This window comes from Photorhabdus stackebrandtii, assembly GCF_011189495.1.
GTDB classification, from domain to species: domain Bacteria; phylum Pseudomonadota; class Gammaproteobacteria; order Enterobacterales; family Enterobacteriaceae; genus Photorhabdus; species Photorhabdus khanii.
Map to the genome: position 1 here is coordinate 18,467 of NZ_PUJV01000023.1, position 25,179 is coordinate 43,645.

The 25,179-nt window shown below is 41.8% G+C and carries 16 protein-coding genes and 2 pseudogenes; 8 read left to right on the forward strand and 10 right to left on the reverse strand.

What is annotated here, in order from left to right; genetic code table 11:
* Positions 1–14 precede the first annotated feature (14 nt).
* From cas3 to C5470_RS16535, 5 genes and pseudogenes are all read right to left on the reverse strand, one after another.
* Positions 15–2,732 (reverse strand): CRISPR-associated helicase Cas3', encoded by a 2,718-nt coding sequence (gene cas3, locus C5470_RS16515; RefSeq protein ID WP_166290765.1) that lies wholly within the window; start codon positions 2,730–2,732, stop codon positions 15–17.
* Between the two features lie 507 nt (positions 2,733–3,239).
* Entirely contained in the window at positions 3,240–4,595 is a 1,356-nt protein-coding gene (locus C5470_RS16520) for a Fic family protein (protein WP_036849649.1), read from the reverse strand.
* Positions 4,596–4,716: 121 nt separating this feature from the next.
* Positions 4,717–5,274, reverse strand: a complete 558-nt coding sequence (locus C5470_RS16525; RefSeq protein ID WP_166290767.1) for a dihydrofolate reductase family protein — start codon at positions 5,272–5,274, stop codon at positions 4,717–4,719.
* Positions 5,275–6,484: 1,210 nt separating this feature from the next.
* Entirely contained in the window at positions 6,485–6,853 is a 369-nt protein-coding gene (locus tag C5470_RS16530; protein ID WP_036849646.1) for a hypothetical protein, read from the reverse strand.
* A gap of 166 nt (positions 6,854–7,019) precedes the next feature.
* Positions 7,020–7,358 (reverse strand): annotated as a pseudogene (locus C5470_RS16535) (transposase); the annotation flags it as partial.
* Positions 7,359–7,846: 488 nt separating this feature from the next.
* Here C5470_RS16535 and C5470_RS16540 point away from each other — a divergent pair.
* From C5470_RS16540 to C5470_RS16565, 6 genes are all read left to right on the forward strand, one after another.
* Positions 7,847–8,356: a sigma-70 family RNA polymerase sigma factor gene (locus tag C5470_RS16540; protein ID WP_166290769.1), complete on the forward strand. Its 510-nt coding sequence runs from the start codon at positions 7,847–7,849 to the stop codon at positions 8,354–8,356.
* Between the two features lie 12 nt (positions 8,357–8,368).
* Positions 8,369–9,349 (forward strand): FecR domain-containing protein, encoded by a 981-nt coding sequence (locus tag C5470_RS16545; protein ID WP_166290770.1) that lies wholly within the window; start codon positions 8,369–8,371, stop codon positions 9,347–9,349.
* A gap of 83 nt (positions 9,350–9,432) precedes the next feature.
* Complete coding sequence (locus tag C5470_RS16550) at positions 9,433–12,006, forward strand: TonB-dependent receptor (protein ID WP_166290772.1); 2,574 nt, start codon at positions 9,433–9,435, stop codon at positions 12,004–12,006.
* Positions 12,007–12,968: 962 nt separating this feature from the next.
* Positions 12,969–14,054, forward strand: coding sequence for a PLL family lectin (locus C5470_RS16555; RefSeq protein ID WP_036849642.1), 1,086 nt, complete (start codon positions 12,969–12,971; stop codon positions 14,052–14,054).
* 506 nt (positions 14,055–14,560) lie between these two features.
* Positions 14,561–15,676 carry a PLL family lectin gene (locus C5470_RS16560; protein WP_166290773.1) on the forward strand — a complete coding sequence of 372 codons (1,116 nt, stop codon included), beginning with the start codon at positions 14,561–14,563 and terminating at the stop codon, positions 15,674–15,676.
* Positions 15,677–16,640: 964 nt separating this feature from the next.
* The gene (locus C5470_RS16565; protein WP_036849639.1) at positions 16,641–17,771 is read left to right on the forward strand and encodes a PLL family lectin; all 1,131 of its coding nucleotides are present in this window, start codon (positions 16,641–16,643) and stop codon (positions 17,769–17,771) included.
* A gap of 160 nt (positions 17,772–17,931) precedes the next feature.
* Here the strand turns inward: C5470_RS16565 and C5470_RS16570 are convergent.
* Positions 17,932–18,342 (reverse strand): annotated as a pseudogene (locus tag C5470_RS16570) (AbiEi antitoxin N-terminal domain-containing protein); the annotation flags it as partial.
* A 284-nt stretch (positions 18,343–18,626) separates the two neighbouring features.
* Between C5470_RS16570 and mutS the strand changes: the two are divergent.
* Positions 18,627–21,182 (forward strand): DNA mismatch repair protein MutS, encoded by a 2,556-nt coding sequence (gene mutS, locus C5470_RS16575; RefSeq protein ID WP_036849638.1) that lies wholly within the window; start codon positions 18,627–18,629, stop codon positions 21,180–21,182.
* A 4-nt stretch (positions 21,183–21,186) separates the two neighbouring features.
* Positions 21,187–21,948 carry a tRNA isopentenyl-2-thiomethyl-A-37 hydroxylase MiaE gene (gene miaE, locus C5470_RS16580; RefSeq protein WP_166290775.1) on the forward strand — a complete coding sequence of 254 codons (762 nt, stop codon included), beginning with the start codon at positions 21,187–21,189 and terminating at the stop codon, positions 21,946–21,948.
* 97 nt (positions 21,949–22,045) lie between these two features.
* On the opposite strand, the gene C5470_RS16585 is transcribed toward miaE, so the two are convergent.
* The 4 genes from C5470_RS16585 to nlpD form a co-directional block, all read right to left on the reverse strand.
* Positions 22,046–22,333 (reverse strand): HigA family addiction module antitoxin, encoded by a 288-nt coding sequence (locus C5470_RS16585; RefSeq protein WP_166290777.1) that lies wholly within the window; start codon positions 22,331–22,333, stop codon positions 22,046–22,048.
* Entirely contained in the window at positions 22,333–22,611 is a 279-nt protein-coding gene (locus C5470_RS16590) for a type II toxin-antitoxin system RelE/ParE family toxin (protein WP_166290779.1), read from the reverse strand. Before C5470_RS16590 ends, C5470_RS16585 begins: the two co-directional genes overlap by 1 nt.
* 466 nt (positions 22,612–23,077) lie before the next feature.
* A complete protein-coding gene (gene rpoS, locus C5470_RS16595; RefSeq protein ID WP_132355939.1) occupies positions 23,078–24,073 on the reverse strand; it encodes an RNA polymerase sigma factor RpoS in 996 nt (331 codons plus the stop codon).
* Positions 24,074–24,124: 51 nt separating this feature from the next.
* Entirely contained in the window at positions 24,125–25,102 is a 978-nt protein-coding gene (gene nlpD / locus C5470_RS16600) for a murein hydrolase activator NlpD (RefSeq protein ID WP_207627027.1), read from the reverse strand.
* Positions 25,103–25,179 lie beyond the last annotated feature (77 nt).

Consider the following 25,179-nt stretch of genomic DNA (forward strand, 5'->3'; position numbering starts at 1 on the left):
AACACCTCCTGCTTTTATTTTTCACAAAAACCTATTGTTGAAGAATAAGTAAAATTTGGGTCCTGTTCTGGCAACCAAGGTTGCAAGTACCTAATTTGGTGATATTTCTGTCGTAATGCATTGAGAGCGGGAATTAATTTCCTTGGAATTGGCGCTAATTTATCCGCATATTTATTTTTAGATAATGTAACCGTACTCAATGACACTGAAAATTCGGCAGAATTTACCCAAGGTACCAGTTGTCCTGAATCAGTCTTTTTCAGTAATAACACCTCAACGGTTTCAATATCGCTGTAGCGGGTATGAATATCGGCATCATCTTCATACCAATTATCAGCACTTCGATCACAATAACCATATAACTGCCACTGCAACCAATAAGATTTCGCTTTGGCTTCCTGACTTTGTTCCTCACCAATTAATATATTTTCCTGGCGCTTTAACTTTTCAGGCGCTTGCTCATAAGCATGACCATAAACCGCATCAATTAACTCACGGGTTTCCACAGGCATACGTATTGCACCCAATTTTCTCAATACACGCATGCTTAACCACAAACGTGCAGGCGAGCGATAAACATATTGTGTGCTACGGAAATGATGGCTTAACCAATCTGACTCGGGTTGATCCTTCCACTCAGGCGCGTGGATAAAGAGTATTGGCGCAGAACGTGAATCTTTAATTCCATGTTGATAAACACCATCACTATCACGAGTATGGCGTTGCAAACGCCCTGCTCGCTGAATCAGATCATCAATAGGACAAATATCTGAAATCATCACATCGGCATCAACATCCAAACTTTGCTGGAATACTTGTGTAGCAATTAACGCCTTACCTCGACGCATCTCGCTATGACTATTTTTACCAAAAATAGTCATGACATGATTTTCAATTTCTTTCCGGTGTTGCAATACAAACCGGCTATGAAATAACAGACAACGTTCAGGTTCAGTGAGCAAACTTCGCAGCGTCTGATAAGCCTCAATAGCATCGTCTACTGTATTTCGGATCCAAACGACACATTGCCCTTGTACAATCGCAGCCAATACTTTTTCAACACAGCAGACAAAGCTATTTAAGAAATCAATTTTTACTTCCCGGCTAACATCTTTTCGACTTGATAACGGTTGTTCAATAACGGGCGATATGGCATTCAAGCTTATTTTTGTCGCTAAGGGGAAATCCGTTTTTTGCAATAATTGTGAGCTCAATCCACCGGCGTTCAACCAAATATCCGTTAAACGTTGACGCTGTTTCAGGGTCAGTGTCGCTGTCAGCAAAATAGCCGAACCACCTTGATAAAGATGCAGAGCTAATAAATTTTCTAATAAATTAAACATAAATTCATCAGCGGCATAAACTTCATCAACGATTAATACCTTACGATTAAGCCCAAATAATCTCAGTGCCTGATAACGCCTGGGTAATATAGCCAATAAAGCCTGATCAATAGCACCTATTCCAACAGGCGCTAACAACGCCTTCTTGCGTGGATCCGCCAGCCATTGATTGCACTGCGCTGAAGTGATGACATCTGTTTCACCATAATTTCTGTCTGGGTGACCTAACGCCAGAATGGCTTCACGAAATTGATCATTCATCTCTCGTGCACCATGAGTCAAAATAATACCTGGCTTGCTGCCATTGTCTGTTAATAGCATTTGCTGATAATGTTCAGCAATCCGGTTAAACACTGCATTGGAAGACACCATATCAGGCAATCCGAAATAAAAACCATCGGCTGCTTTTATTTGCATTAAACGATGTGTCAGCGCTAATGCCGCCTCTGTTTTTCCTGCCCCGGTAACATCTTCTAAAATAAAGAGTTGAGGAGAATCATCTACAGGTATTGATTCCGCCCACTTCTGCAATGGTGTCGCAGCAAAACCGTAATAGTCCTGAATAGAAATAAATGGCTTTACTACTGGCACTTTGCCTAAATCTGTCGCCACAACCGCTTTTTTTGCCACGGCTTTAGCATGTTGCCAATAATCGGTTAATGACATAGGTTCAGATTGATATACAAAATAATGATTATCAGAACCAATCCAATCCGCCAATATTGCAATACCAGCAAACTGCCAGCTCACTTGCTCTAATCGCCGTCGCCATTCTTTGGATTGTAATTTTTCAATAGGAAATTCAGGTTGGAGTAATTCAATTAAATGATGAACAAAGAGTGTGGCGGCATTGAGATTATGAGGCTCAGTAAAATATTCGATAGCTTTATAGTCTGTTTTATCTATTGGCTGACCATGATGTCCTAATACACAGTCCATCAGCACCATTAAGGTATCGAAAATCTCTTGCTGTTCTCTCTGTTTAACATCCTCAATATTAATCAGCTTTTTAAGCAACTTCGGTTTAATATTTTCCCAAAAATACAGTCCCATACGGTCATGACAGAAATAACGGCCATCATAGCCTTTACAGCAATAAGGTCGATACAGACTGACTGACTGACTGGGAAATAATTTTTGAAAAGCAGATGCAAATTTACCAATATCGTGCAATGCCAGTACAAAAGAGACAATACTTTGTAACTGCTTTGTGGATAACGCTAAAAAATTAGTGAGATCTTTGATCAACGATCTTTCTAAAGAAAGTAACTGCATGCCGACAGCAGCGACATCCAAGCAATGATAAGGAAGTAGATGATAATCTGTACTCTCAGCCTCTGATGTTCGCTTCGCCTTACCCCAATATTGAAAATAAATTGGTATTTCCATTTAAAATCCTTACTTAAACATTTCTTTTGCCTACTTTCAGAACATAATGCGAAAATTTAGATCAAAAAAATACTACTTTCTGTTTTTTTAGGATAATCCTGTATAAAGATGCCTTACTTAAACAAATACACTTCCGGTTTATCTGTTTAAGCACAAACCAGAATTAAAGCGACATCGTATTGCAAAGAACAACTTGATAACGTGACTAACCTTATCCATCCATTTGATAAGTAAGTAAAATATTTGTACCATTTCATCAAGGATTCATTGATGCCAGCAACCCTGCATATATAATGTCTGACCGAGTTGAGATGAAAATACTGATGGGTGTTTAGCGATGTCAATACAATCATATGCGAATTGCTTTCAGTCTTTAGCGGTGCAAGCGTAAATCCTGATGGGATAACATAGCGAAAAGGCTAATTTACTAACAAAAACAATTTAATAGAATGATTAATATAGATATTTTCACGGACGAACGACTATTTAATGAAGTTAACGCAAAGATTATCTGCGTTTTCTCCTCCATTCTTCAAATTGCGAAGGCCGGAGACCATACCTTGCCAGAACACCTTCATGTAATCGTCGTAACTCCTCAATAACCAATGCCTTTAACGTGTCACGTTCAGATTGACTTAATTGATTGGAAATTAATTTATCTATAACCTCAATCGAATCCATTTCCGGAGCCACAACAACCTGATAAACAATTTGTTTAACGGTATTTCGATATTGCAATCTTAATGGGTCTGGTTCTGCTATTTCTTGTTTAAGAGCCAAATATTCTTGGGTAGAACGTTCGTAAGCCCATAGGTAGAGATCTCGTAGCAATTCAACTCTGGTCATTTCATAAATACCGAGCATTGCACGGCTATATGCCTCTTCTGATACATCCAGAAAAGTCAACGGACATAGGTTTGAACGGAGCAACGGCAAATTAGCAGCCAAGCGGGAAGTTCGTTTATTTATATCTGCAAAAGGTTGTAAGTATGGCAAGTGAACCATGATAAAAAACGATTGCTCAAATGGATCTGAAATAACTTGTGCTTTCGCAAGCAACGAATCAAAAACCTCACTAATATGAACCTCTCCTGATAACGGTCTGAAAACACTTTTTCCTATTTCAACCTGATGCTGACGGATGCGTCCTTCATCTATAGGATTGGGCAGTAAATTTTCAGATAATGTACTATGCAAATTGAGAATGGTATATCGATTAAAATCAGCTTCAACTATACCATCAACAAGTAATTCAATAGCGGATTTATGGTTGAGGATCATTTGAGTTTCAATCGCATCTTTTCCTACAGCAACCTTTCCATACTCAATTAATTCGATCGTATCTAATCGACTGTAAGTATTTCCTTCCAAACGACTTGAGGCCCATGATAAATCAATGAGCAAACGATCCAGAATAGCTCTACCATAAGTTCCCGCTGGCTGTGAGGTCTGTTTTGTTCCTCCCATTCTCCAAAGCTGATTACGAATTGGAACTGACAGATAATGAGTCACATTGGGTTCATACGATTCCAGAAATTCTCGTTGATAACCAACTGGCACCCTGGCTTTCATGGGTTGATCAATATAACGGAGAACATCCTTACTATCTTCAGACAATGGAATATAGCTCGGGAAATCGCCGGATTTTTCTGTTACCTGCTTTAATGTTTCTCGCTCAGAAATAACATAGCGACGACCCCGTCCTTCTCCCAAAGCGTGTACTTTTCCATCTTCAACAAGCTGTCCTAGCCAACGTTGGACAGTCCTTCTGGGAACAGAAGGATGCTCCACTAATAAATCCGAAACAGACATAGGCTGTGATGCAACACACAAGGTCTTATGAATATTAGTAATTGAACTCATAGTAAACGACAAATTTCAGTAAGAATATGGCGCGATTATGGCGCAATTCAGATAATCGCGCCACTTTTGTGCCATCAATATGGCGCGATAAGAACTTCACTCTTTCTTACGGCAGCTTTCCTTATTTGTAGGAGGCGACTTCATCGATATTTACATCCAACAGGATTTCAATGGCACCGCTACGTAAAAAACGTTGAGTTTTAGGTGTAACACTCACTTTTTCACTCACAGGAAGAACTTCAATACCTGTGCCTAAAAATACCGGGATCATGGTTAAGAATATTTGCTGTAATTCACCAACTTCGGCAAAATACGCAGCGGTTTTACCACCTCCCACTAACCAGACATTCTTACCATTAGCCGCTTTTTTCGCCACAGCAACAATATCTCCCGCTGTTTTATCGGTTATGGTGATATTCAGCCCTTCTGGCGTTGGCAATGCCCGATGAGAAAGAACAAATGCGGGAACATTTTTGTATGGCCAATCATCCGATGAATTTGCCATTATCCATTCGTATGTTCCCGAACCCATAATCACAGCACCAATACCTTGGTAAAAATTATCATAAGGTGTTGCGTCATCTCCAAGCACAAACTCATCCAACCAATCCAGACCGTGGTTATTATTAGCAATATAACCGTCTATTGTCGCAGCGACATAATAAATTAGTTTCGGCATTATTCCTTCCTATCAAACACGATGTTAAGACACTATGCTCCTGGCTTTATGACAGTCAAAATCCTTTTAAATTTACACAAAAAGGTAACGTATATTTTCTGGGAGTTAGCCCCCAGTGTATATATATTAACATATGGATTTATTCGTACTATCTTATATCTTCTTCAACACGCCATATTGCAAAGAGAAACACCGAAACACAGCTCTTCACACCCGCAAACGTAAATCTCATCGTTTGTTCGATGCCGCCTGAACGCAGATTGAAAAATTCTCAGGATTAAAAGAAGAAGTAAAATCCTCCCATGCTATAAACTCATCGATGGATCTAAAAAATTTTACAGAAAATAATTATAACAATCTGACCATTGATAATAAAATACGTGACTTATCATGATATTTATCTAATCTTATTTCATGATTGGAATTGTCTAGAAAATGAATCTTTAGACATATAAATATTTATCTTATGGATAGATTATTTTCATGTCGATTTGGTACACACTGATATTATATAACTAGAATGTCTAGATATATCAATAAAAGAATAATATATTTAAAAAGTACATGTAAATATTCAATTATATTTACATGTACAATTAGAAATCATGGTAGGAAAAACATGCTTAGAATAAACATTACTATAATAATAACAACACATCCTATTACTGCTATAAATTCAAAAGGGAATAGCCAAATCCAAAATATACAAAGACATAAGGTTATTCCTATATGCATTACTTCCCTAAATTCACGGTAAAGAAAAACAAAGAAATTTTTAATGAAATAAAAAAAATTTTTATCATTATTCGATCTGTTTGTTGAGCTCATAAATTATCCTCTCGTCCATTTCGGTAGATAAATCACCGGAGCAATACATTTAAATTAAGTTTCCTAAGTATGGTTCAATAAAATAATACATCATATCTAAATTATCTTTTCTTAATTTATAATATAATTTAGGACATTTTCTTCTTAGTCTTTTTGAAGCAGAGCTAACTTTATCAACTAATCCATAAATTGAAAAAGCTGATAACGGCCAAGCAACAAATTTTTTTACTGCTTCTTTTTTTGTTATATCTTTGATTATTTTCTGAGCTATATAATATGATATCGCATATACAATAGCTTTAGTTGTTGCATACTTCCCAATAAAACTTACAATAGGTTTTTGTACTGCTCTTGCATAATTTTCTACTTTCTGTTTCCTTATTTATGTTGAGGAATCAATAAGGTCATCAATAATAACCTCTACTGCAAATTCAATATATTCTGGCTTTGATATAATGCTTATTAATAAATTAAATATTCTGCGGTCTTCTTCTTTTACTTCCCGGCCATATTGATTATAAACTGCTTTTTCGAATTCTGCATAGGAATCACCTAAGATATCACGAGGTAAGAACCAATGGGCTGTCCTTTTAACTGCTCGTTTAGCACCTAAATAAACACTTTCCCCAATATCACTGATTGTACCTGCCAATCCACTATTAGCTACATCTAACGGATCTATGAGTTCTCCGTTTTTGTTCCTGTATATCCATCCATCATCCCATCCTTCACTCCATTCGTTTCTATTCATTTTTATAGCCTTATATGATATTAAATGCTCAATATCATAGTTTATTATTCACTCATTTAAAATATAAATTTTCTTAAAATCATCGTAATTTGACCACTTTTTAAAGTAGAAATTCAGCTCTATTAGTTTCGCACTTTTAGTTAAAACTGAATAGTGATATACCCGCTTAACTTGAAGATGCAGGATTCAGAACCTGGAAGTTGTCATTAATACGGCACGACAGGTTCCCGGCAAGCTCCGATAATCTTTCCGTAAAAAAGTGATGTATTGCTTGCCCGAACAAGGTCGTCGAGGCGAAGTAATGGTTATTTCTGACCTTTTCGTTCATCACCTTCCATAACCTTTCTATCGGGTTCAGATTCGGGCTGTAGGGCGGTAAATAATGAAGGTCTATATTCATCACATAAGCCCAGTCTTTCACCAGCTCACTTCGATGGTAACTGGCTCCGTCAAGGATAATATGAACCTTCTGACTGACCGGATAGGTTTCACGGATAGCAATGAAGAGCAGCAAGTTTATTAAATAAACTAGCCTATCTCGTTTAATGTGAAATAACCGAGATAGGCCCTACTGATATCATTGAATGAATCATTAAGCTAGAGTTCAAGGCAATATGAATACATTCAGAGCAAGCATAATTCACAGCAATAATTCACGTGTTTTTTCTAATTGTTTTTATAGATTTTACTATTATATTTATTTTACCCTTCGGTGTAATTAATTTAATTTGTGAAAAATATTCCAAACTAAAATCATTCAAAAAAAAACAATAAGTTTTCAGAGGAAAATAATTTAATTCTGTCACACTAAAAAACAATACCTATCTTAAATTCCCGATCGTCTATTGAGCGCTTTTATAATTTAACCCTGCTAATGATAAATAAAATCCCATCTGAACAACATATCTCCGCAAATTATTTATTGGTAACGGAGAATAATTACCTGTAACATACCAAAAATGATAATGATTTGCATTTACATTGTGAAATGGCATGAAAATGACCGTTAATGCTTTAGACACCCAAAAGATCCAGTGGATGTACGTCCACAATCATGATTGGCTATTCCGTTGGCTTAAGCATCGTCTTAACTGCGATGAAACCGCCGCAGACCTGGCTCAGGATACTTTTGTCAAATTACTTCGCTCGCCCCTGCCACAGCAGTTAAATGAACCTCGTGCCTATATCGTCACTATCGCTAAGGGGCTGATGATTAACTGGTATCGCCGTCGATCACTTGAACAGTCTTATCTGGAGCTGCTCGCCAGCCTGCCCGAGCAGCTTATTCCTGCTCCAGAGCAGAGGCTTATTATTCTCGAAACGCTTCAAGAAATTGATATGATGCTCAGTCAACTCCCCACGCCGGTACAGACTGCCTTTTTGCTTTCCCAGATAGAGGGAATGAAATATGAAGATATTGCAAATCACATGAATATTTCGCTATCTACGGTCAAACGCTATATGAAACAAGGCTTTTATCAGTGCCTGATCGCTATGACATAGAGAGATTGATCCATGGCTTCCACCAATACATCTCATTCATCAAGTACAACCTCTGAAACGATACTTGCAGAAGCCGCAGAATGGCTGACCATTCTGAATGACAGTCATGTCAGCGAAGCTGACCGGAACGCCTGTGCCGCCTGGTGTGCACAAAGCCCAGAACATGCTCAAGCCTGGGAGCGGGCACAATGCCTGTTAGCACGGTTACATCATCTGCCACCTCATATCGCATCACCCTTGTTGAACAATAAACGCCCCCTTGCCCGCCGGGAAGCTATCAGAAAACTCACTCTTATGTTGTTAATTCCGACTGGAGCATCGTTCTTCTGGCAATCCGATCAATTTAAGCTTCTGATTGGCGATTATCACACCGCTACAGGACAAATACAGCACTGGTCATTACCAGACAGCAGTCAGCTAACGTTAAACACACAAAGTTCAGCGGATGTTCATTACGACGATACCCAGCGGCTTGTTCATTTAAAATTGGGGGAAATGTATATTGAAACCCATAAAGACAGCCACCAGCCGGTACGCCCATTTAAAGTACGAACTAAACAAGGCACCATTGTGGCGTTGGGAACAAAATTCAGTGTCCGCCAGCAAGCCTCCCACACTCAGGTGGAAATAGCAGAAGGGGCAGTTCGTATTATTCCAGATAATGGTTCACCACAAATATTGTATGCCGGAAAAGCAACATATTTCACTCCGTTTGCCGTTGCTCCACCACACCTCAGATCAGCAACATCACTAAGTTGGTTACAAGGTATGATAGTGGCTGATAACTTACCGCTGGCAACGGTGATTGCAGAACTGAATCGCTATCGCTCCGGCGTGATCCGCTGTGATGATGCAGTAGCAAATCTGCGGGTTTCTGGTGCCTTTCCTATACGGGATACGGATCTGGCGCTGCATATGCTATTACAAACCTATCCGCTCTCAATGCGCAGCCTGACTCGCTATTGGATTACCCTCTACCCACCCAATGAATAAAAATAATTATTTTTACTGACACTTTTTTCAATCTCATACGGCATAGAGACAAAAGAAGCTTAAAAAGCATGGAGAAATTGCCTATGCCACATCATGTTAACTGCCAGGGATCACAACCACGCTGGCAAAAAAAGTCCTTAACCACATTGTTATTTCCATTGATTCTGCTGTCGGCACAGCCCATTTATGCCGCCACACAAACCGCGACCGTTTATTCCGTTAATATTCCGTCGGGGGCATTGGGAAATTCTTTGTCCCGTTTTGCTGCTCAAACAGGTACGGCGTTCTCCTTTGATCCGAATTTAACCAATGGACTGACAGCACCTTCATTAAATGGCAGCTTTACCGCCCATGAAGGTTTGGTACAACTGCTCACAGGCAGCCATTTACGACTTTCCCAACGCACCGATGGCAGCTATACGTTAGTAAAAATAGCAAAAAATACGACCAGCAAAGGTGCAATAACACTGAGTCCCCTTGCGGTAACAGGCAGTCGCGGGCACTCAGGTAATGAGCCATTGCGTTTCGATAGCACCACCATCAAAGGTAAAGATATCGAAAAATTTGGTGTGATCCATCCTGTTGATATATTTAAAACAACCCCAGGCGTATTGTCTGGTGAAGCACGCAGTTCAGGCAGCCTGGATGTGAATATACGGGGTCTGCAAGGACAAGGCCGGGTCTTAACCACCGTTGATGGCGCATCTAATCAGACTGCCCTGTATCGTGGTTATCAAGGTGTCTCCAACCGTTCCTTTATTGATCCCGATTTCATTGGCCGGGTAGATATCAGCAAAGGCCCGACAGGAAAAGGCGGTATGGGAGCCATTGGCGGTGTCGTGGAGATAAAAACCATCGAAGCCAGCGATATCCTGCTTGATGGACAAAAAATCGGATTTCGCCTGAAGGGAAGTCTATTGAACAACCATTCTAATCCTGATGATTATCAACGTAATGACTGGCCATCCCCATCAAAAAACGCTTTCTTTGATGCCAGGAATCGAACAGGGAGTATTGTTTTCGCAGTGGCCGAACCTTCCTATGAATTGCTGTTTGGTGCTTCTCAGCGCAAGCGTGGCAATTACCATTCGGGTAAACACGGGCCAGGGGCCAAAGAACGTGGGATGCCGGGTTACCTGTGTCAAAGCGATCCACAGGATTGCCTCATTCCACAATTCAGTGAACAGATGGCAGGTTATTCGCTATATGCAATGGGAGATGCCGTACCTAACACTTCTGAAGATAGCCAATCGTTACTGGGTAAAGGCAAAATTCGTTTTGGTGATGGTCATGAAATCTCCGCTATCGTTAGTCATTATCAAAATCTCTACGGAGAATCTTATGTTGCAGATATGGCAAACCTGAGCCAAACATTCATGATCTTAGATCAGGGTCCACTGACACGGCTCAACATGAACAGGCACAGCCTCAATTATAAATGGGAGCCGTCATCAAATCCCTGGATTAATTTGGACATAGGCGTGTGGCAAACACGGGTTAACGATCGCCCCCGAACCTCAAATAATACCCTCGGTGATAAGAAATTCATGCGCACAGTAGGGATGAATCTGAGTAACACCTCATTATTTGAGCTTTCAATGCAAGATATTGAGTTGAATTACGGGGCCAGCTTTATTCGTGAACGCACAGGCCCAAGCGAAGGAAAATGGGAGTATGCCGTTAATCGGGAAGGAGAGCGTAAGGAAGGCCATCTTTTCCTAAACGGCAGCTATATGCTTACTGGACGCCTTACCTTAATGGGTGGATGGGATTACAAATCCTATCAAGTCGAAGATTATAGTCCAGTACCTTCTCTTCGTCGGAAACTGGCCTCAGGAAAAGTAAACAACAAGCAGGATCACGCTCATGGTTACTGGGCAGGCGCTAAATTTGAACTGAATAATGAAACTGCGCTACACGCCAAATATACCTATGCGCCACGCTTTCCATCAATGGTTGAAGGTATTCGTGGCTACATGATGAGTGTTGACGATTATATAAAACCTGAAATTTCAAAAAATATAGAATTCGGGCTGACATCACGTTTCCCGGGTGTGATTGCTGACAATGACAGTTTCGATATCAAAATATCCTACTTCGATAATCGGGTGAAAGACTATATCAACCGGTCATGGATGGATGATTACTGGAGTATGTATATCAGCAATATTAAAGCCGCGAAATTCGCAGGATTAGAATTAGCAAGTGTTTACCACAGTGATCATTTTGATGCGCGTTTATCTATGAATTACTATACGAAAGTCAGATTCTGTACTGAAAATGAAGGTTGTGTCGCTCGCAGCCTCCCTTCGGATTATGCCACTAACCATATTCCGCCTAAATATGCTGTATCACTCGATCTGACACGAAAATTTCTAGATGACAAAATGTCCATCAATGCAAGAGTCTCACATTATGGTCAACGATCTGTACCCGCAGCAAAACCGGGGCAAGGTTCCGCCGCCTTGCTGGCCCCCATTATTTGGCGACCCGCAACAGTGGCAGATATCTCGCTGACCGCCCGAATGAATAAACATGTCGAGTTTGAGTTTGGTGTGGATAATATCTTCGACAAATATTATATCCAGCCTCTCAGCCTGGGTTATATTCCATCGCCGGGAAGGACATTCCGTGCCGGGATCACAACTTACTTTTAAATCAATTAGTTAAAATAAAGGCATATCACTGAGCTGATATGCCTTTTTCTGACAGAACCCTATTTATCCCCGTGAACACAGGGAACACTTTTCGATTCTATCCTTAATACATAAAAGATAAGGTCCATTCCCGAAAATACGGAAAACACACACAAGTGGCTTATTTATAAATATCTTAATAGAATAAAAGTTTTACTAAGTTTTTAAAAGACTACATAGCAATAAATTTGAAAATCAAAACCAAATTTACAAATTAAATCCAAATTCTACCTATATAAGATTATAGAACGCACAAGTAATTAGTTTATTTAAGTTATTATTATCAAGCCATTAATAAAAATAATTTCAAATAAATCTACCAAATAATTTCGTTTTGCCATTAACCATTCCCGTTTAATTTTAATATGTATCAAAATTTTTTTATCAATATAGGAAAACCATTCTTCCCTGATTGGATAAATTTCCCCTCCTCATTAGCCGTTTCCTGTATCTGACAACTCTTATTTCGAATAAAAACAGAATAACCATGATATATACCCTATAGATTTCAAGATGCATCGCGACGGCAAGGGAGCGAATCCCCGGGAGCATAGTGAACTATGTGACCGGGGTGAGCGAGTGCAACCAACAAAGAGGCAACTTGAAAGATAACGGGTATAAATATATTATTAATAGAAATGCAGGGTGACTTTCAAATAAGAAATAGTTTATGTGTAATTAATCATTCTTAGATGATCGTATGCAAAAATACATATTAACACATAGGGTTTTATAAAATAGAATCACGTTTATTGGACACTTAATAAATTAAAAATTAGCTTCAAATAAAGTATTAATCATTTCTCTTCTTAATAAAAAACAATATGCATAAATGAGAATATCAATCTACAAAATTAAATATCTCGTTCATTAAATTACTATCAAGTTAACCTGAAAAATTACTTTTTTAATAAGGCATACATATGAAAATAGACTCTGTAGATACATTAAATTTAGATAATGCCCAAAATTATGTCACTGCATTATCCGGAATTGTCTCAGTGACAGGCAACGCCTATGGTCGGCTCGAGGTTTTCGGGATAGGTACTGACAACGCAGTGTGGCGTAATCGGCAAACAGTACCAAACACCGACTCTTCCTGGTCCGGCTGGAGCTCGCTTGGTGGAGGAGTCACCAGTAAGCCCGCTGTTTACCTCAATGTGGACGGTCGATTGGAAGTATTCGTACGTGGCACAGATAATGCGCTATGGCATAACTCGCAAACCGCCCCCAATGCGGGTTGGTCAGGCTGGCAGTCACTGGGTGGTGGGATCACCAGCAACCCGGCAGTATATGTCAACTCCGATGGCCGGCTTGAAGTCTTTGTGCGCGGCGGTGATAACGCTCTCTGGCACATCTCACAAACCGTACCCCATTCCAGTTCGTGGTCGAGCTGGCACTCTCTGGGTGGTACGATCACCAGCAACCCAGCGGTACATATCAACTCCGATGGCCGGCTTGAAGTCTTTGCACGCGGTGCCGATAACGCTCTCTGGCACATCTCACAAACCGTACCCCATGCCGGTCCGTGGTCGAGCTGGCACTCTCTGGGTGGCGGGATCACTAGTGATCCAGTGGTAGTCGGCAACTCTGATGGTCGGCTCGAGGTTTTTGTGCGCGGCGGCGATAATGCTCTCTGGCACATCCGGCAAACCATTCCCCATGCCGGCCCATGGTCAGCCTGGCAATCACTGGGGGGCCGGATCACCAGCAACCCAGCAGTATATGCCAACGCCGACGGCCGGCTTGAAGTCTTTGCACGCGGTGGCGATAACGCGCTCTGGCATATCTGGCAGACAACAGCGCACACTGGCCCGTGGTCTAACTGGGCCTCATTGAATGGCGTAATTACCAGCGCCCCAGTCGTGGCGAAAAACGCTGACGGCCGGCTTGAAGTCTTTGCGCGCGGCGGTGATAACGCGCTCTGGCACATTTGGCAAACCACATCATCGTGGTCTGCTTGGGCAACCCTCGGCGGTACCTTGATCGACGCTTCAGCGATCAAATAATCTGGAAAAAGCCAGCTTCGCATAAGATAAGCGTCACCTTCTGGCCCGGTGCACAAGGAAAACATTTACTGAGTCGCATCGGGCCAGTGGTACTTAAAATAGATTCTTGGTTGAATATGTCTGAGAAGCAATCTCTAACAGAGTAACCGCTTGGTTGTCAGTTTTTTTAATAAAATTAAAAGGTAGATTCACATAATAATTACGACAAAAATATATTTTCAAACATAAGAAAAATTAAATTTTAAACCGGTAAAAACAATTCATTTATAATTTATTATTTTTTAATTACTGTATGTAAAATATATATAAACGCATGGAATTTTATAATGTAATATCACATTTGCCAGGCACCTTAAAGATCAGAGATCAGCATCAAATAAAATATTTACCATTTCTTTTATTAATAAAAAACACAAGCAAGGATATTAATATAAAAATTAAATATATTGCTTATTACATGACTATTTATTGAGTCTAAAAAAACCATTCCCAAAGAGAATATATATATGAAAAAAGAATCTATTAATACATCAATTCCAGATAATACCGAGTCATATGTTACAGACGAAATAAAAATATCCAACGAAAGTTCCTGGATGGCATTATCCGAAATTATCTCAGTAGCAGGCAACGCCGATGGCAGGCTCGAGGTTTTCGGTGTGGGCACCGACAATACGGTGTTGCACAATTGGCAAACGGCACCAAACACCGGCTCTTCCTGGTCAGGTTGGAACTCGCTTAATGGCAGAGTGACCAGCAAACCCGCCGTTTACATTAATTCAGACGGCAGACCGGAAGTATTCGTACGTGGCACAGATAATACGCTATGGCACAACAGGCAAATCGCGCCCAATTACGGTTGGTCAGGCTGGCAGTCTTTGGGTGGTGCGATCACCAGCAACCCGGTGATATATGCCCACTCCGATGGCCGGCTTGAGGTCTTTGCACGCGGCTCTGATAATGCTCTCTGGCACATCTGGCAAACAGCCCCCCATTCCGGTCCATGGTCTGGTTGGCAATCACTAAATGGCGTGCTCACCAGTGATCCAGCGGTACATGTCAACGTCGATGGTCGGCTTGAAGTCTTTGCGCGCAGCAACGATTACGCTCTCTGGTACATCAGGCAAACGGCTTCTCATACCTATCCCTGGACAAACTGGCAGTCACTGAGTGGCGTGATAACCAGCAACCCGGTGGTGATTAGCAACGCTGATGGTCGGCTTGAGGTCTTTGCGCGCGGCTCTGATAACGCGCTCTGGCACATCTGGCAGGTCGCTCCCAATTCAGGTTGGACAAACTGGCGGTCACTGTCTGGTGAAATAACCAGCAATCCAGCGGTATATATCAACGCCGATGGCCGGCTTGAAGTCTTTGCTCGTGGTGCCGATAACACACTCCAGTACATCTGGCAGACGGTAGCATCTGGTTCATGGTCTGACTGGGCCTCATTGAATGGCGTAATTACCAGCGCCCCAGTGGTGGCGAAAAACGTTGACGGCCAGCTTGAAGTCTTTGCACGCGGCGGTGATAACGCGCTCTGGCACATCTGGCAAACCACATCATCGTGGTCTGCTTGGTCATCCCTCGGCGGTACCTTAATCGACACTTCAGCGATCAAATAATCTGGAAAAAGCCAGCTTCGCATAAGATAAGCGTCACCTTCTGGCCCGATGCATTTTAAGGAAAACATCCACTGCACTGCATCGGGCCAGTGGCATGTAACGAGGATGGCAGCTACGCGCTTGAGCCAAATCTAAGGCGATGGGAAAAAGGTTTTGAGTTGCCAAAATAAATCCTTTTTCTATCATTCTTCTCATTTTTTACCTTTAATTTTATAGCGCCATCGCAAAATATTGCCCATTATTTCTATTCAGATTCTTACAATTTACTCAAGCCAATTTGCAAATTAATTCCATATTTTACCTGTAAGTTTATATACCCTTTATCTTTCAAGTTGCTGCTTTGTTGGCTGCTTTCACTCACCCCAGTCACCGAGTTATCTATGCTCCTGGGGATTCGTTCACTTACCGCCGCGCTGCGGCTCGAAATCTATTAGGTATAGAACGCAAAAGTAATTAGTTTATTCAAGTTATTATAATAAGAATATTAACAAACATTATTTCAAACAAACCCACCAAATAACCCAACCTCATCTCAAAAAATTTAATCTTAATAGTAAATTTCTTATAAAAATCATAATAATTTTAAATAAAACATCAAAAAATGATTAAATATTTAGACAAATAACTTTTTATTTCAAACAAAACAACTACGATACAAATACATTAATAATAGAAACTAAAGGTAATTTTAAAATAAAAAATAATTTACATTTAATTAATAACGATTAAATTATTGCATGTAAAAATATATATCAACATAAGGAGATTTATAGTATATAATTATATTTGCTTAAATCTTTACCGTCCAGAAGCCAGCACCAATTAAAATATTAATTATTTATTCAATTAATAACATAATAAAGGAGTGGAGGAGTAAAAAATATTAATCTAAAAATTAAATATCTTACTTATTAAATTACTATTTGGTGAACCTGAAAAGTTATTTCTAAAGAGGATATGTAATATGAAACAAGAATCTATCAAAACATTAAATCCAAATAATATCGAGTCATATGTTGCAGGTGAGGTAGAAATCGAGAACTCTGCGATAGCGTTATCTGGAATTGTCTCAGTAGCAAACAATGCCGATAATCGACTTGAGGTTTTCGGTGTAAGCACTGATAGCGCAGTGTGGCACAATTGGCAAACAATACCGCTCCCAAACTCCTCTTGGCCCGGCTGGAGCAAATTTAACGGTGTAGTAACCAGCAAACCCGCCGTTCATCGTAATTCAGACGGTCGATTGGAAGTATTCGTGCGTGGTACGGATAATGCACTCTGGCATAACTGGCAGACCGCCGCTGATACCAATACCTGGTCAAGCTGGCAGCCGCTGTATGGAGGTATCACCAGCAACCCTGAGGTATGTATCAACTCTGACGGCCGACTTGAGGTCTTTGCACGCGGCACGGATAACGCGCTATGGCACATCTGGCAAACCGCGGCCCATACCAATTCGTGGTCAAGCTGGAAATCTCTGGGTGGCACACTCACGAGTAACCCGGCTGCACATATCAATGCCGACGGCCGGCTTGAGGTCTTTGCACGTGGTGCCGATAATGCCCTTTGGCACATTTGGCAAACAGCCGCTCACACTGATCAATGGTCAAGTTGGCAGTCACTAAAAGGTATAATCACTAGCGACCCAGTAATCATCGACAACTGCGATGATCGGCTCGAAGTCTTTGCACGCGGTGCCGATAACACACTCCGGCACATTTCACAGATCGGTTCTGATTCCGTTTCGTGGTCAAACTGGCAGTGTTTGGATGGTGTGATCACTAGCGCCCCAGCGGTGGTGAAGAATATCTCTGGTCGGCTTGAGGTCTTTGCTCGCGGCGCTGATAACACGCTCTGGCGCACCTGGCAAACTTCCCATAACGGCCCATGGTCTAACTGGAGCTCATTTACAGGCATTATCGCCAGTGCCCCAACGGTAGCGAAGAATTCAGACGGCCGGATTGAGGTCTTTGTGCTTGGCCTTGATAAGGCACTCTGGCACCTCTGGCAAACAACCTCATCAGCCACATCATCGTGGACCACCTGGGCTCTCCTCGGCGGCATCACCTTGATCGATGCCTCAGTGATCAAGTAATCTGGAAGGAGCCAGCTTCGCACTAGACGATCGTGAGCTGCTGGCCCGGTGCAAAAGGAAAACATCTACTTGCGCTTCACCGGGCCAGATAGGGGGATAATAGGGCTGTATTAATCCAGCCACTCAGTCAACGCTTTTTCTAGTTTATTCAACGCCTGAATATGTTTACCTTTTGACATAAGATCAAGATTGTGTAATTAGAAAGCAAAAACCAGTCAACATCGGGAAATTCTTTAAACCACTTCGGCAACGCAGCTTTATCTTTCACGCAGAGCCATATCCTTTGCTGCTTTAACTGTAGATAATGAGAACGGCCTTGGTACACCAGACTGGTGAGCCCCGCTAAATGAACCGGGATAGAAAGCTGGTTTTGCAAGCACTGTACAGCATCACTCCACTCAGGCTTACGCCCTGCTCGTACATACACGCCGGCCCGCAGTTTTTGCAGCCAATTGCTATTCATATACTTATTCGCTAAAGAGGGACTGATGCTGTGCTTTGTTAGCCAGGATTGCAACACTAAGGAGCCCGGCGTAGTGTTTTGCAAAAGCCAGTTTAATTTTGATGACATAGATTCACCCTTGGTGTAACAATATAATAAATAGTAAACCATTGGGTGGTTAAAGTGTCAATTTTTTGAGCAATCATTTCATCGATCATTCGTTTTTACCTATTCCTAAGTCGCAAAGGCCAAAATAAATCCTTTTTCTGTCCTTATTTCCGCTCTATTCAAATCCTTACAATTTATCCAGTCCAATTTGCGAATGACTTCCAGATTTTACTTGTGTAAGTTTAAAGCTTGGTGCGATACCATAACAAAAGAATTAATTCACAAATTTAACGTAAGACAACTGCATGATTAACACAGAAACTTTTGATACCCACACGCCCATGATGCAGCAATATCTCCGTCTTAAAGCACAGCATCCCGATATCCTGCTGTTTTATAGAATGGGGGATTTCTATGAACTCTTTTATGACGATGCTAAAAAAGCCGCAAAATTGCTGGATATTTCGCTGACCAAGCGAGGCCAATCGGCTGGTAACCCTATTCCAATGGCAGGCGTGCCACATCATGCAGTAGAAAACTATTTAGCTAAACTGGTTCAATTAGGTGAGTCAGTCGCTATCTGTGAGCAAGTTGGCGATCCTGCCACCAGCAAAGGCCCGGTTGAGCGTAAAGTCGTTCGCATCGTTACCCCCGGTACCGTGACAGATGAAGCTTTATTACAGGAACGGCAAGACAACCTGCTCGCAGCCATCTGGCACGATAATCAGGGATTTGGCTATGCCACGCTGGATTTAACATCCGGCCGTTTCCAAATATCCGAAACGGCAGAACAAGAAACGATGTCAGCCGAATTGCAACGTAGCCGTCCTGTTGAATTGCTCTATCCTGAAAGTTTTGAGCATATGGCTTTGATTGAAAATTATCATGGCCTGCGCCGCCGCCCTTTATGGGAATTTGAACTGGATACAGCAAAGCAGCAACTTAATCTGCAATTTGGTACCCGTGATCTGGTCGGTTTTGGTGTGGAAAAAGCAACACTCGCTCTGCGCGCCGCGGGCTGCCTGTTGCAATACGTCAAAGATACTCAGCGCACAGCGTTGCCTCACATCCGTGGCATCACGGTGGAACGTCAGCAAGATACGGTTATTATGGATGCGGCAACCCGCCGTAATCTGGAGCTGACACAAAACCTGTCTGGCGGTACTGATAATACCCTCGCTTCTGTTCTTGATCTGTGTGTTACCCCAATGGGTAGCCGAATGTTGAAGCGCTGGTTGCATGCTCCCGTCAGGGATCGCCAGATACTGGAAAACCGTCAGCAGGCCATTGCTACCTTGCAGGAAATTGGGTTGGAGTTGCAGCCATTTTTACTGCAAGTCGGTGATCTGGAACGTGTATTGGCCCGCTTGGCTCTACGCTCTGCCCGGCCACGGGACCTGGCAAGAATGCGCCATGCATTCCAGCAACTACCAGATATCCATCAGATTATGGATTCATCCGATTCGCCATATATCAAACAATTACAGCGAAATATTGGTAATTTTGATGAGTTACAGGAATTGCTTGAAAAAGCGATTGTAGAAACACCACCGGTATTGATTCGGGATGGTGGCGTAATCGCACCGGGTTATAACAGTGAACTGGATGAGTGGCGCACACTGGCTGATGGTGCCAGTAACTATCTGGAACAGCTAGAAATCCGCGAACGAGAAAAACTGGGTATTGATACTCTGAAAGTCGGCTTTAATGGTGTTCATGGCTACTATATTCAAGTCAGTCGTGGGCAGAGCCATCTGGTGCCCATTCATTATGTCCGCCGCCAGACACTGAAAAATGCTGAACGTTATATCATCCCTGAGTTAAAAGAATATGAAGATAAGGTTCTGACTTCGAAAGGCAAATCCCTAGCAATAGAGAAAGCCCTGTATGAAGAATTATTCGATCTATTACTGCCTCACTTAGCCGCATTACAAACCAGTGCCGAAGCACTGGCTGAACTTGACGTACTGGCAAATCTGGCAGAACGGGCTGAAACCCTGAATTATGTTTGCCCAACATTGAGTGATAAACCGGGAATTCAAATCACCGGTGGTCGTCATCCGGTTGTTGAGCAAGTTCTGCGTGAGCCATTTATCTCCAACCCGCTCTCTTTATCCTCGCAGCGACGTCTGCTGATTATTACCGGTCCAAATATGGGCGGTAAAAGTACCTATATGCGTCAGGCCGCACTTATTACACTTCTGGCTTATATCGGCAGCTTTGTGCCTGCTGAAAAAGCGGTAATCGGCCCTGTTGATCGCATATTTACCCGTGTGGGCGCTTCCGATGATCTGGCATCTGGCCGTTCAACCTTTATGGTGGAAATGACGGAAACTGCCAATATCCTGCACAATGCGACCGAACAAAGCCTGGTGTTGATGGATGAAATTGGCAGAGGAACATCAACTTACGATGGTCTTTCTCTGGCATGGGCATGTGCAGAAAATCTGGCAAACCGCATTAAAGCAATGACTCTGTTTGCAACTCACTATTTTGAGCTGACCACGTTGCCGGAAAAACTCGAAGGTGTAGTTAATATTCATCTGGATGCGGTAGAACATGGGGATACCATCGCCTTTATGCACAGTGTACAAGAGGGTGCAGCCAGTAAGAGTTATGGGCTGGCCGTTGCTTCCCTCGCTGGCGTTCCCCGTGAAGTGATTAAACGGGCGCGCCAGAAACTTAAAGAGCTGGAATCCCTGTCCAATAATGCAACTGCAAGTCATGTGGATACACCGCAACTTGCGTTGTTAACAGAAGAAACCTCACCGGCGGTTGAAGCATTGGAAAATCTCAATCCAGACTCCCTGACTCCCCGTCAGGCATTGGAATGGATTTATCGGCTGAAAGATATGGTGTAAAAAAGTGTTCGATAAAAACCTTTTACAACCAATATCCCGTTTTTTGCAATGTGAAACCCCGGATTTGTGGGTAGATAAAGCAAAACAACCGGAAAATTTACCTGTGCTTCTGCGCGATCACCTGTTATGTGAATTGAAAGCAGCACAGAGTGCTATGTATTTGATCCGCAAGTATGCTGTGGATCAGCAAAGTGCGGATACACTTCTGGCATGGTTTAAACCTTATGAAGATTTTGCTTACAAGAAAATGGGCAATCTCAATTCACTAAGAGGTCAAAATCAGGCAACCAAACAGATCACCGCCAAAGCTAATTCACCCTATAGCCAAGATCTGATTGATAAAATGGTATTGCTGATTAAAGAAGAGTTACATCACTTCTATCAGGTGCTGGAGATCATGGATGCACGCAATATTGGCTATGAAAGTATCAGTGCCAGCCGTTATGCTAAAGGCATGCTTAGCCATATCATCAACCACGAGCCTTATACACTGGTGGATAAACTAATTATTGGTGCCTATATTGAGGCACGCTCCTGTGAGCGTTTTGCCAAACTGGCACCTCATCTTGATGAAGAATTGAGTAAATTTTATATCTCACTACTTCGCTCTGAAGCACGCCATTACCAGGACTATCTTTCACTAGCGCAATCTATTGCTAATGGAGATATTACCGAACGGGTGAACTATTTTGGCCGTGTTGAAGCTGAATTGATTCAAAATCCAGATAGCGATTTTAAATTCCACAGTGGTATTCCTGTAACTTGAATATAACATTGATTAAAAAAGGTGAGCTTATACTCACCTTTAAACCAATGACGAAACAATTGAGGTGATTCAAAATTAGGGGCATTAAAATTATTAATCAAGCTATTTGCAATCGATGAAGGTGAGATACATTAATATGCTGTTTTGCCTGCCATAAATCGTAATCCACCTGCATTCCCATCCAAACTTGAGGTGAACTGCCAATAACGGCAGATAATTTCAGTGCCATTTCTGGCGAAACATCAGACTTACCAATAACCAAGCGTTGCACAGTTGATGGTGCTACACCCAGTGCCTTAGCCAAGCCTCTGGCGCTCAAATTCAAAGCTTCCATAGCCTCTTTAACCAATATTCCGGGATGCGGGGGGTTATACATCATAGCCATTAGTGGTAATCCTCATAGTTCACAATGTAGACATCACCATCATACAACTCAAAGGTAATTCGCCAATTCCCTGTCACAGTAATAGACCATACGCCATTTCGGTTCCCTGTAATTGGATGTAAAAAAAAGCCGGGGATATCTACATCTTCAATTTTTACAGCTCTATTCAACACCTCAAGACGGGTAGCAATCTTTGGAGCTTGCATGGCATTAACACCGGCTGTAGAACCTGTTTTGAAAAACTTTTTCAACCCTTTATGTTTAAAACTCTTAATCATATCCGTCTGCTAAACGGTGATGCTCGGTACAATTATCATACGCAATTGCCGCGCCATACGCAACATTTTTATACGTCAAAGTGAGACTTTAAAACCATCTGTGATTTGGTATGGAATTGCGCTGACAATAAAAGGTAAGACAAATTTAATCTCAATAGGCCGGATATAATGTGGTGTATTGAGATCAATTATATTCAAACGAAAATAAGGGTAGAGCTATCTGATGACAGTAATGCACTTGTCCCCTTGAAAAGGAAAATTATTGGAAGAGGATAATGAAGCGTCCTAAATTAGTCGACCACTGTAATTTAAATATCAAAAATCTTTGATTGAAATTTACTATCATCATCCCAGACAATTAGAGTCATTCTACAGGGTACTGAAGAACCTGATAATACCAAGCATCAACAATGCAAAAATACGGACAATAGTTCTTCAGAACCCAAGTAGCCAAACTATTCAACAACTAAGTACGAAACAACGCTTCAATATTCAAACCTTGAGTTTGCATAATATCTTTCAGACGCCTCAAGCCTTCGACCTGGATCTGACGTACCCTTTCCCTCGTCAACCCGATCTCTTTGCCCACATCTTCCAGCGTTTCGGCTTCATATCCTAAAAGACCAAAACGACGCGCTAATACTTCACGTTGCTTCGAATTCAACTCAAACAGCCATTTGACGATACTCTTTTTCATATCATCTTCCTGCGTTGTTCCCTCCGGCCCTGTTTCATTCTCATCAGATAAAACGTCCAATAATGCTTTATCGGAATCGCTGCTAATGGGTGTATCAACCGAAATAATACGTTCATTTAACCGCAACATACGGCTTACATCATCAACTGATTTATCCAGTTGTTCTGCTATCTCTTCCGGGCTAGGTTCATGATCTAATTTATGAGCCAGTTCCCTTGCTGTACGCAAATAGACGTTGAGCTCCTTAACAATATGGATTGGCAACCGGATTGTGCGGGTTTGATTCATAATCGCCCGTTCAATAGTTTGCCGAATCCACCATGTTGCATAGGTAGAAAACCTGAACCCGCGCTCCGGGTCAAATTTTTCAACAGCACGGATAAGACCAAGATTGCCTTCTTCAATCAAATCAAGAAGCGCTAATCCCCTGTTACTGTAACGACGGGAAATTTTGACAACCAATCGCAGGTTACTCTCGATCATTCTCTGGCGGGCCAGAACATCACCACGTAATGCCCGCCTGGCGAAAAAAACCTCTTCTTCCGCGGTCAACAACGGAGAAAAACCAATCTCGCCGAGATAAAGCTGTGTCGCATCAAGAACCCGCTGGTTCATACCCTGCAATACATCTAAATCACTCTCAAGATCAGTTAGGTCATCCTCATCATTCTTCAATAATTTCTCATCGAAGTCGTCAACTATACCACTTTCATCTAAATCCGCATCATCATACAACTCGTTAACTTTCAGCGTATTTTGGCTCATAAGCTGCCCCTACCCATGATAATGCAGGCAGAATTCAGCATTCTGCCCAGTTTATCGCTGCGGAAGATAACGCAGCGGGTTTACGGATTTTCCCTTGTAACGAATTTCAAAGTGTAATCTTACAGAGCTGGTACCCGTGCTACCCATAGTGGCGATTTTTTGCCCCGCCTTAATGTCCTGTTGCTCACGAACCAGCATTGTATCGTTATGAGCATAGGCACTCAGGTAGTCATCGTTATGTTTTATAATTATCAGATTTCCATATCCACGTAAGGCGCTTCCGGCGTAAACAACTCGACCACCTGCTGTTGCAAATACTGACTGACCACTGCTACCAGCAATATCAATCCCTTTGTTACCCCCTTGGGTATCAGAGAAATTTTCAATCACTTTGCCTTCTGCAGGCCACATCCAACTGCTGACAGCGCTGTTTCCACTGCTTGCGGTTGTCGTCGGTGATTTTACATACGTATTGTTTACGGTTGACGTAGTTGCCTGTGGCAACATTTTTACACTTTTCTGTTTTCCTGAATTTGCAGGATACGCATTAGTTGATTGAGAATCAACCAGCGTTGTTTGAATTTGATTATGGCTATAAGTGGTTAACATCCTGCCGCTGCCGGTCCTCAAAGTCTGTCCCACAGTCAGGCTATAAGGTTCTGAAATATTATTTTTGCTCGCAAGATCACGAAAATCACTCCCCGTGATCCAAGCAATATAAAACAGAGTATCACCGTGCCTTACGGTATAAGTGTTGCCGTTATAGCTACCTTTAGGAATACTTTCATAATCACGGTCATAAATAATTCTCCCTTGTGAATTGCTGCCGGTAGCACTCATTGACGAAGGTGAAGATGGCATTGGTGTAGATATAGCATAGCTGTCTGAAGAGATTACCGGGCGACTGATCCCCCTGCTTTGTTCCTGATTAATACTGGTGATAGGCGCTGGGCGAGTTGGCGGATTTGTACAACCGACTAACCAGATTCCCATCAATGAACAAATTACAATCCGCTGTATTTTCTTCATTGGGCTTCCCGAATTCATACTTTCTTCCCCCATAACGGCAAATAATAAGCGTAAAAATCAATAACTCTTAAAGGTTA